The organism is Pseudomonas sp. IT-232MI5, assembly GCF_949767845.1.
Taxonomy (GTDB): Bacteria; Pseudomonadota; Gammaproteobacteria; order Pseudomonadales; family Pseudomonadaceae; genus Aquipseudomonas.
In genome coordinates this window covers 62,335-71,239 of record NZ_CATKQE010000013.1, presented here as the reverse complement: position 1 = coordinate 71,239, position 8,905 = coordinate 62,335, and the positions used below count along the sequence as shown (strand labels likewise).

The window sequence follows — 8,905 nt, the reverse complement described above, 5'->3', positions numbered from 1 at the left end:
CTCCTACAGGGGATCTTCGTCCGTCAGAAAATTTGGGTGAACAGCCAGTAGAGGCTGCCTGACAACAGGATTGCCGCCGGCAACGTCAGCACCCACGCCATCAACAGATTACGGATGGTCTTCATCTGCAAGCCGCCGCCATTGGCGACCATGGTCCCGGCCACCCCCGAGGACAACACATGGGTGGTCGACACCGGCAAACCAAACATGTCTGCCGCGCCAATGGTCAGCATCGCCACGGTTTCCGCCGACGCGCCTTGTGCGTAGGTCAGGTGGGTCTTGCCGATCTTTTCGCCGACCGTCACCACAATCCGCTTCCAGCCGACCATGGTGCCCAACCCCAGCGCAATGGCCACTGCGATCTTCACCCACAGCGGAATAAACCGTGTGGCGTTGTCGATCTGCTGTTTGAACAGTTGCAGCTTGCTGCTGGTGTCGGCGTCGAAATTGCCGACCTTGTTCTTGTCCATCAGGCGAATGCTTTCGCTGGCCAGGTACATGTCGTTACGCACGTTGCCCATGGCTTCGGCCGGGACTTTCGCCAGCGAACCGTAGCCTTTGACCTCTTCGCCGATGTGCCCGGTGAGGGCGGCAAGGGCGGGGATCAGTTGTGGCGTGGCGTCCTTGCTGCGCACGTAATCGGAGAGCACCGCACGCGGATCGGCGGGCGTCGGCAGCGGTGCACTTTTCACCAGCGCTTGCTGGGTGACTTGCGCCACGGCGGCGAACTGCAGCGATTGTTCTTCCGGCATGGTGCGGTTCAAGGCGTAAGCCATCGGCAGCGTGCCGACCAGAATCAGCATGATCAGGCCCATGCCTTTCTGGCCGTCGTTGGAGCCGTGAGCGAAGGACACGCCGGTGCAGGTCAGAATCAGCAACCCGCGAATCCACCATGGCGGCGGGGTGTTGCCTTCCGGGGCCTTGTACAGCGAACGATTTTTCACGAACGCGCGCAACGCCAACAGCAACAGCGCCGCACAACCGAAACCCACCAGCGGCGAGAGCAGCAAGGCGTAACCGATTTTGGTCGCCTGCGCCCAGTCGACACCGCTGGTGCCGTCACGGCCGTGCATCAAGGCATTCGCCACGCCGACGCCGATGATTGAACCGATCAAAGTGTGTGACGACGACGCCGGCAAACCCAGCCACCAGGTGCCGAGGTTCCACAGGATCGCCGCGATCAGCAGGGCGAAAATCATCGAGAAACCGGCGGAAGAACCGACCTGCAGAATCAATTCCACCGGCAGCAAAGCGATGATGCCGAACGCCACCGCGCCGCTCGAAAGCAGCACACCGAGGAAGTTGAAGAAACCCGACCAGACCACCGCCACGTTCGGCGGCAGCGAGTGGGTATAGATCACCGTCGCGACGGCGTTGGCGGTGTCGTGGAAACCATTGACGAACTCAAAGCCCAGGGCAATCAGCAGCGCCACACCGAGCAACAGAAACGGCGTCCACGTGGTGACCACCGTGCCGAGTTCGTGCATGTCGTGCATCAGGCTGTAGGCGGTGAACAGCATCCCCATGGCCAACACGGCGAAAAAGATCACATAGGTGAACGGACCGGTTTTCTTGTCGAGGGCTGGCCTGCCACTGTGGGCGGACGTGGGGCTGACGGTCAGGGAGGGAGTAGCCATGGCAGGACAATCCTGAGCGAGGGAAGGAATGTCGCCCATGATCGTTGCAGAATGTTACAGAGAGACTGCGCCATGTCAGTGTTTGGCTGAATACCCCAACCGTCGGTCTTCTGCTCGTTCCCACGCTCTGCGTGGGAATGACGCCCGGGACGCTCCGCGTCCCCTGTGACGCAGAGCGTCACTCGATGCATTCCCACGCAGAGCATGGGAACGAGCGTTCAGGCGTCAGTAGTCTCCGCGCTTGCGAAACGCCCAACGCCCGGCAATCACGGTAAACGTCGCCACCAGTGCGACCAAAATCCAGAACCCTTCCGGATCCTGCGACAACGGCACCCCGCCCACATTCATCCCGAAAAAACCGGCAATGATGTTGATTGGCAACGCGAGCACAGTCACCACCGTCAAAGTAAACAGCGTGCGGTTGCTCTGTTCGTTGAGGTTGGCGGCGATCTCTTCCTGCAGCAGTTTGATCCGCTCACCCAGTGCAGTGAGGTCGTTGATGATCAGCGCAAACTCCTCGGTGGATTTGCGCAATTCCTTGACGTCCTCCTTCTGCAACCAGGGCGGCGGCCGATTGAGCAAACGCAATAACGAACCCGGTTCCAGCGCCAACAGCCGTTGCAGCCGCACCAGCACCCGCCGGTTGGCACCGAGTTCGGCGCGATTGGTCGACAGCCGCGAGGAAAGCAATTCGTCCTCGACCTGATCGACGCTCATGCTGGTCTTGCGCACGATCTGCGTCAGCACTTCACCTTGATCGCGCAGCAGGTGCACGAGCAATTCCGAGGGCGAACGAAAGCGTTCGCCAGCCTTCACCGACGAGCGCAATTTATCCACCGAATGCAGCGGTTGCAGACGCGCACTGACGATCAGTTTGCTGCGCACACAAACCCACAGCGTCGACACGTCCGAGGAGACCATGCTGCTGAGGTTGAACACCACATCGTTGACCACCGCCAGCAACGCCGAATCGACATGCTCGATGCGCGTCGAGCGCGAGCCTTCGTGCAGCGCCTCGAAAAACTCTTCGGGCAATTGCAGATGACTTTTCATCCAGCGCTCGCACGCCGCATGCGCCAGATTGAGGTGCAGCCAAAGGAATTCACCGCTGTCGCTGTCGTCCTGCAAACAGCGCAACGCTGTGGCCGAATCGACTTCGCGACCACGTTCGCCGGGCAGGAAGCGATAGCCGTAGAGCAGGCCAAACAGATCAGGATCGCGATGACTGATGTCGAGGCTGTGGTTCATGGAGGCTCGCTGCGAGGAGGGTGCGTCGGTACGCAAATGGCAGGTTCACTGAGCCGCATCATCGCAATGTCACATGACGTTTATGTGACAGCAAAGTGACGTCAAATCAGCGACTTACCGGTGGTCGGATTTTCTTCAGAAACGCTCTGGCGCGCCGATCACCGGTGCGTTAGGTTGCGCGCTATTGGCCATGAGCCAAGGCTCGCCGACATGGATGTCCGGCAAAATTTCACGCCTTACCGGGCGTGCCTCATCCTTGTCCTGAGTATCTTTCGATGCTGCAAAAATCCCTGAGAACGCAAATTCTCGCCCTGCTGAGCGGCAGCCTGTTGGCGGTGCTGTTGATTGCCCTGGCCTGTTTTCATTTCCTGTCCAACGGCGTGCAGAGTTACAGCCAGTTGATCGCCGGTCCCTTGCACACGTCGCAATTGATCGATGAGGCCAACCTGCAATTCAAGGTGCAGGTGCAGGAATGGAAAAACGTGTTGTTGCGCGGCAAGCAGCCGGCGGATCTGGCCAAGTACTGGGGGCAGTTCGAAGACCGTCAGCGCGATGTGCAGAACATCCTCGGTGAACTGGCCGGCCAGAAAGGTCTCGAGCCGAGCCTGAAAAACCGCATCGAACGTTTGCGTGATGAGCATCGTCAGTTGGGTTCTGCCTATCAGAAGGGCCGCGATGCCTACGTGGCTGCCGGTGGTGATCCGACGGCAGGTGACGCGGCGGTCAAAGGCGTTGACCGTGCCGCCAGCGATCAGATGAGTGAACTGGTCGCCGAGTTGCGCAAGCAAGGCACCGCGCAGTCGGCGCTGATCAGTGCCGAGGCTGATCGCACTGTGTGGCTGGGGCTGTTGGTGATGCTCGCGTCGGGTCTGCTGATCGGCCTGTTGAGCCTGTGGCTGGTCAACCGCAACCTGGTCGAGCCGATCCGTAAACTGATCGATTACGTCACCCAATTGAGTCGCGGCAAACTGGCCGAACGTGTGGTCAGCGACCGTCAGGATGAACTGGGCAATCTCGCTGCTGCCGCCAACACCTTGCGTGATTTTCTCGCCGAAACCTTCACCCGTCTGCAGCGCAGCGCCAGTGATCTGGACAGCGCCAGCGGCGAGTTGAACGCGATCGCCACGACCATGGCTGGCGGCACCAACGAGCAGTTCAACCGCACCGATCAAGTCGCTACGGCCATGAACGAAATGTCCGCCACCGCGCAGGAAGTGGCGCGTCACGCCGCCGATGCCGCGCGTGCGGCCGACGATGCTGATCAGTCTGCCCAACAGGGTGAAAAGGTCATGCAGAGCACCATCCACTCGATCACGCAGATGCGCGGCGAAATCGCCAATACCGCCACAGTGATTCGTCGTCTGGAAGCCGACAGCGGCCGCATCGGCAAGGTGCTGGAGGTGATTCGCGGCATCGCCGAACAGACCAATCTGCTGGCGCTCAACGCCGCGATTGAAGCGGCGCGGGCCGGTGAGGCCGGGCGTGGTTTTGCGGTGGTTGCCGATGAAGTGCGCAACCTCGCACAGCGCACTGCGGAGTCGATCATCGAGATCAACCAGATCATTCAGAGCGTGCAGACCGGCGCGGTGGATGCGGCGCAAGCCATCGACAGCGGCCAGACGCGCAGTGATGAAAGCGTTGAGCAAGTGACCCAGGCTGGCGCGATGCTGGAGCGCATCACCCACGCGGTGGAAGCGATCCGCGACATGAACCGTCAGATCGCCACCGCTGCGGAAGAGCAGACCTCGGTGGCCGAGGACATCTCGCGCAACCTCACCGAGATCACCTCGATCGCCAGCACCAACCTCGACAATGTGCAGCGCACTGAAAGCGCCAGTCAGAACCTGCATAGCCTGTCGGGGCAGTTGAACGAAGTCACCGCGCGCCTCAGCGCCTGAGGTCATTGAACGTGTACCGATTCGGATACCGAGTCGGTACACAGTCGATCTCAAATTGATGCAGCCATGGTCGATGACCGGTTATCTATCACCGGCATTGGAGCCTTTCCATGGTCAGCATTACTTCAGTTTCGATCAATCAGACCGTCACGACACCCACCAGTAAAACCGCAGTCAGCGACGTCGGTGACGAGACCTCGACCACGGCAGCCGCCAGCACTGGCGTGAAAGCGGACACCAGCAAAGTGGCTGCGGGCGGTGGTGCGGCACCCGCGGGTGACAGCGATTCCAGCAGTGAAGAATCGGATTCGGTGAAGGAACTGCGCAAGCAGATTGCCGAACTGCAGAAGCAATTGCAGGAGGAGCAGCAAGCGTTGCAAGCGGCGCAGGCGAAGCAGGAAAGTTCTGATGCCAAGGCTGCCGAAGTAGCCGCTGCACAGGCGCAGATCACCGCTACCTCCGCGTCCCTGTCCACTGCTACTGCCTCGTTGTTGCAGGCGTTGCAGGATTCTGACAGCAGCACTTCCGGTTCGCTGGTCAGCACCTCGGCGTGATGCCCTTCTCCCTCACCCTAGCCCTCTCCCAAGGGAGAGGGAACTGACCGTGGTGACTATTTGAGGTACGTCGACCTGAAATATCGAGGCGCATTCAGGTCTTGAGTAACCCCCGATCGGCTCCCTTTCCCCCTCGCCCCCTTGGGGGCGGTCCGACGTTTCGGGAGGGCTGGGGTGAGGGGGAGAAAATCTCACTGGCAACACATCAACCAAGCCAAACACCAGACACAAAAAAAGCCGCACGATCTTTCAATCGTGCGGCTCTTGGTGGTGCGTTCAATCAAGTGTCTTGCTTGTTGCTCAGCACTTTGCCGGTAGTTGCATCAAAGTCCACATCGAACTCTTTGCCATCAGCAGTTTTCAATTCAACTTCATACTCATAACCGTTGAAGTGGTTATCCAGGTCGGTGTCAGTAATCGTCGCACCCGGATGCAGTTTCAGCGCTTCGGCGTTCATCGACTCCAGCGACTTGATTTTGCCCGACTTAACCAGTTCAGGAATCTGGTCAACGCGAACATCAGCCTGGGCCAGGCCAGCGGTAAGAGTCAGGGCAGCGGCGGTAAACAGGGCAGTCAAAGTTTTCATCGGTTCGTTCCTTGGGGTGATTCGTTTAAGTGGCCTCAGGTTAACCAGTGCAACTTAACTCACCCTTAAAATCCCAAAGCCAAACAAAATGGGCAAGCCATGCACCTGCACAGAACCTGTGGGAGCGTGGCTTGCCCGCGATGAAAACGCCTTGACTTAAGATCAGAAGCCGTTGTTCTTCAGTACCTGATCAACACTGCCGGCCGCCGGGCGTTTATAGAACTTCAACAGTTCGCTGGCACGGTTGGTGAAGATGCCATCGACACCGGCCGCCATGACTTTCTCGAAGTCCACCGGCTCGTCGACGGTGTAGACGTGCACTAGCATGCCCTGGTCGTGGGTGTATTTATTCATCCACGGTTGCACCAGATCCGAATAGCTCTGATCGCCACCCTTGGTCAACTTCGCCGAAGGGCCGGTGCCAATTGCGCCTTGGGCCTTGGCGTAATCCACCCATTGTTTGAATTCGGCTTCGGACTTCGGCTCTTGTTTGCCGTAGAAAACGTTTTTGTCTTTCTCGCCGGATTCGGCAAACGTCACTTTCGATTTTGGCTCGATGCTGCCTTCGCCCACCCACAACAGGAGGATTTTCGGCACTTGCGGCATTTCTTTTTCCAGCAGTTCGAGGCTGTTTTTCTCGAACGTTTGCAGGATCACTTTGCCCTTGCCTTGACCCACACCCAGCGCACTTTTTGCCAGTTTCGAACCGGCCGGGCTCAGCCAGCCGCGATCCTGCAGTTTCTCTTTCAGGTCTTTCTCGATCCCCGGAAACAGTTGCGGCTCTTTGGTCTCGATGTACAGGCCCGGCTTGTGTTGCGGATTGGCTTGGGCGATGTCGATGATTTCATCAAGGGTCAGAATTTTCAGCCCGGCGTAAGTCGGGCGCGCGCGATCCGGGTACTTGGTGTTGAACCAGCTGCCGGCGTCGAGTGTTTTCAGTTCGGCCATGGTGAACGCGGTGGCCGAGGCGTCCTTGCGATCCGGGAATTTGGTCGCAACGTCAGTGGTGCGTTGCAGGTTGTCGTCGTGCAGGGCGAACAGCACGCCGTCCTTGCTGCGCTGCAGGTCCATTTCCAGGTAATCGGCGCCAAGATCGCGGGCCAGTTTGTAGGACGCCGCAGTGGATTCCGGTGCATCGAAAGACGCGCCACGGTGGGCGATCACCGCCGGGTGCGGGATGCCGTTGGTGGCAGCGATCGCTTTCGGATCAGTCTGGCTGGCGGCGTGCGCCTGACCGAGGCCGAGCAGCAGGCTCAGGACCAGGGCGCTTTTGGTGAAAGTGGCGGGCATGTTCGAGTTCCTTTCGCAGGGCAATTTCAAAGACGTACCTTTTAACAACTGAAGCGCTCGGGTGCTATCGCAGGACCGACATAAACGTATTAAAAGCGATTTTTCCTGCACTTTGTGGCGCGGTTTGCAGTACGCTTGCCCTCGGCAGACGTCCCGGCAGAGGGCGCGCCGCTCAGTTGCCCTGCGTGTAAACCATCGATCAACTTTCGTGAGGTTTACCATGCGCATCACCTCCCAACTCATCTGCCAGGCCGCCGACGATCTCAAGGGCTTTGTCGGACTCAACCGCAAAACCGGTCAGTACATCGTCAGATTCAGCGAAGATTCGTTCGGTATGGACGTGGCCGATGACGGCATTATTCCTGTGAACGAATTCGTCTGGGCGCCGGCGACAGCGCAGACCATGACGCTTAAACGCGAGTTGATTCAGTTGTTGCTGGATCAGCATATCGATGAGCGGATCAACATCACCGAGCCGTTGCGCGTTTATATGAGCAAGGTTGAAGTGCCGGAGATTGTCGCGGTGCGGAATCTGGTGCGCGGCTGATATTTTTTAGTGGCTGTACCGGCCCCATCGCTGGCAAACCAGCTCCCACAAATACGGTGTGATCTTCAGAACAGCGCATAACCTGTGGGAGCTGGCTTGCCAGCGATGGGGCCGGTGAGCTCACCACCAACATCACAGGCTGAACCGATACTCGCGTTCGACTTTGCACACCCGCGTATGAAACGCCGAATACCATTGCGAGCGCCCATGCACTTGAATCAGCCGATGCTCAGGGTTCTGCCGCCACGCCAGAATCGCCGCTTCGCTCTGCCAATACGACACCGTAATCCCGACGCCATCCGCGCCTCTGACTGACTCCACCCCAAGAAACCCCGGCTGCTCACTGACCAGCTCAGCCATGCGCTCAGCGGCCTCGGCATACCCATTGTCACCGTCGGTCCGAGTCGACGTAAAAATCACCGCAAAGCAGGAAGTCATCAACGTGACTCCCCACAAGCTTCAACAAACGCGCGCACCAGCGGCGGCATCTGCCCTTTGAGCGCGGCACGCTCCGGCTGAAACAACGTCGCGACAAAGAACCGGTGATCCTTGAGTTCTATCGCGCGTAAATCCCCTGACGAATCATGACCCACAGCTTGTAGCCGATCGTTCAACAGTTGCCGTTCGAACAGCGGATTCACACCGAAGCGGCAGCGATAGCCCTCACGAATTTGCGACGTTTCGTACGCACTGGCGATCAACGAACCGGGCACCAGGTGAATGCTGTCCACCGCTTCGACCAGCGAACAGGTCAACGGCGTGAGTACCGCGCGATCAGCGTCGGGCGATGTTTCACCGTGTTCCGCATCGACCCAACCCAACACGTTGCGGGAAAACTCCAGCACCGCATGCTGAAAACCGCCACAGGTACCGAGGAAAGGGCGCTGTTGCTCGCGGGCAAAACGGATCGCTCGCAGTGCGCCGGCTTCACTTTTGTAAGGGCTGGCGGGGACGCACCAGAAACCGTCGAACCGCTCGAGCGGCGTATCGGCTTGGATCCTGTCGGTGGGCAGCCATTCGAATTGCACGTTCCTGTTGAGGTGTTCGGCGGCCAGACCGAGGGCGACGGGAATGGCTTGGTGGGCGGTGACTTGCGGGTCGTGATCGCCAATCAGGGCGATACGGATGGCGCTGTTTTCCATGGG

The 8,905-nt window shown here is 59.0% G+C and carries 9 protein-coding genes; 3 read left to right on the top strand and 6 right to left on the bottom strand.

Annotation, left to right across the window (positions count from 1 at the left end; all coding sequences use genetic code 11):
* Positions 1-23: 23 nt before the first annotated feature.
* Positions 24-1,637, bottom strand: a complete 1,614-nt coding sequence (locus tag ACM6JQ_RS12800) for an inorganic phosphate transporter (protein WP_414893941.1) — start codon at positions 1,635-1,637, stop codon at positions 24-26.
* A gap of 225 nt (positions 1,638-1,862) precedes the next feature.
* Positions 1,863-2,885: a transporter gene (locus ACM6JQ_RS12795; protein ID WP_007917764.1), complete on the bottom strand. Its 1,023-nt coding sequence runs from the start codon at positions 2,883-2,885 to the stop codon at positions 1,863-1,865.
* A 275-nt stretch (positions 2,886-3,160) separates the two neighbouring features.
* Between ACM6JQ_RS12795 and ACM6JQ_RS12790 the strand changes: the two genes are divergently transcribed.
* A complete protein-coding gene (locus ACM6JQ_RS12790; RefSeq protein ID WP_007917763.1) occupies positions 3,161-4,783 on the top strand; it encodes a methyl-accepting chemotaxis protein in 1,623 nt (540 codons plus the stop codon).
* Positions 4,784-4,893: 110 nt separating this feature from the next.
* A complete protein-coding gene (locus ACM6JQ_RS12785; protein ID WP_414893940.1) occupies positions 4,894-5,337 on the top strand; it encodes a hypothetical protein in 444 nt (147 codons plus the stop codon).
* 280 nt (positions 5,338-5,617) lie between these two features.
* Here the strand turns inward: ACM6JQ_RS12785 and ACM6JQ_RS12780 are convergent, their stop codons facing one another.
* Entirely contained in the window at positions 5,618-5,923 is a 306-nt protein-coding gene (locus ACM6JQ_RS12780; RefSeq protein WP_007917758.1) for a PepSY domain-containing protein, read from the bottom strand.
* A gap of 162 nt (positions 5,924-6,085) precedes the next feature.
* Positions 6,086-7,213 carry a glycerophosphodiester phosphodiesterase gene (locus ACM6JQ_RS12775; RefSeq protein WP_007949923.1) on the bottom strand — a complete coding sequence of 376 codons (1,128 nt, stop codon included), beginning with the start codon at positions 7,211-7,213 and terminating at the stop codon, positions 6,086-6,088.
* Positions 7,214-7,433: 220 nt separating this feature from the next.
* Here ACM6JQ_RS12775 and ACM6JQ_RS12770 point away from each other — a divergent pair, with 220 nt between their 5' ends.
* Positions 7,434-7,760 carry a DUF2025 family protein gene (locus ACM6JQ_RS12770; RefSeq protein WP_414893939.1) on the top strand — a complete coding sequence of 109 codons (327 nt, stop codon included), beginning with the start codon at positions 7,434-7,436 and terminating at the stop codon, positions 7,758-7,760.
* 132 nt (positions 7,761-7,892) lie between these two features.
* Here the strand turns inward: ACM6JQ_RS12770 and ACM6JQ_RS12765 are convergent, their stop codons facing one another.
* Positions 7,893-8,198, bottom strand: coding sequence for an antibiotic biosynthesis monooxygenase family protein (locus ACM6JQ_RS12765; protein WP_414893938.1), 306 nt, complete (start codon positions 8,196-8,198; stop codon positions 7,893-7,895).
* Positions 8,198-8,902 (bottom strand): CTP synthase, encoded by a 705-nt coding sequence (locus tag ACM6JQ_RS12760; protein ID WP_414893937.1) that lies wholly within the window; start codon positions 8,900-8,902, stop codon positions 8,198-8,200. The genes ACM6JQ_RS12765 and ACM6JQ_RS12760 overlap by 1 nt, the downstream gene beginning before the upstream one ends.
* Between the last annotated feature and the right edge of the window lie 3 nt (positions 8,903-8,905).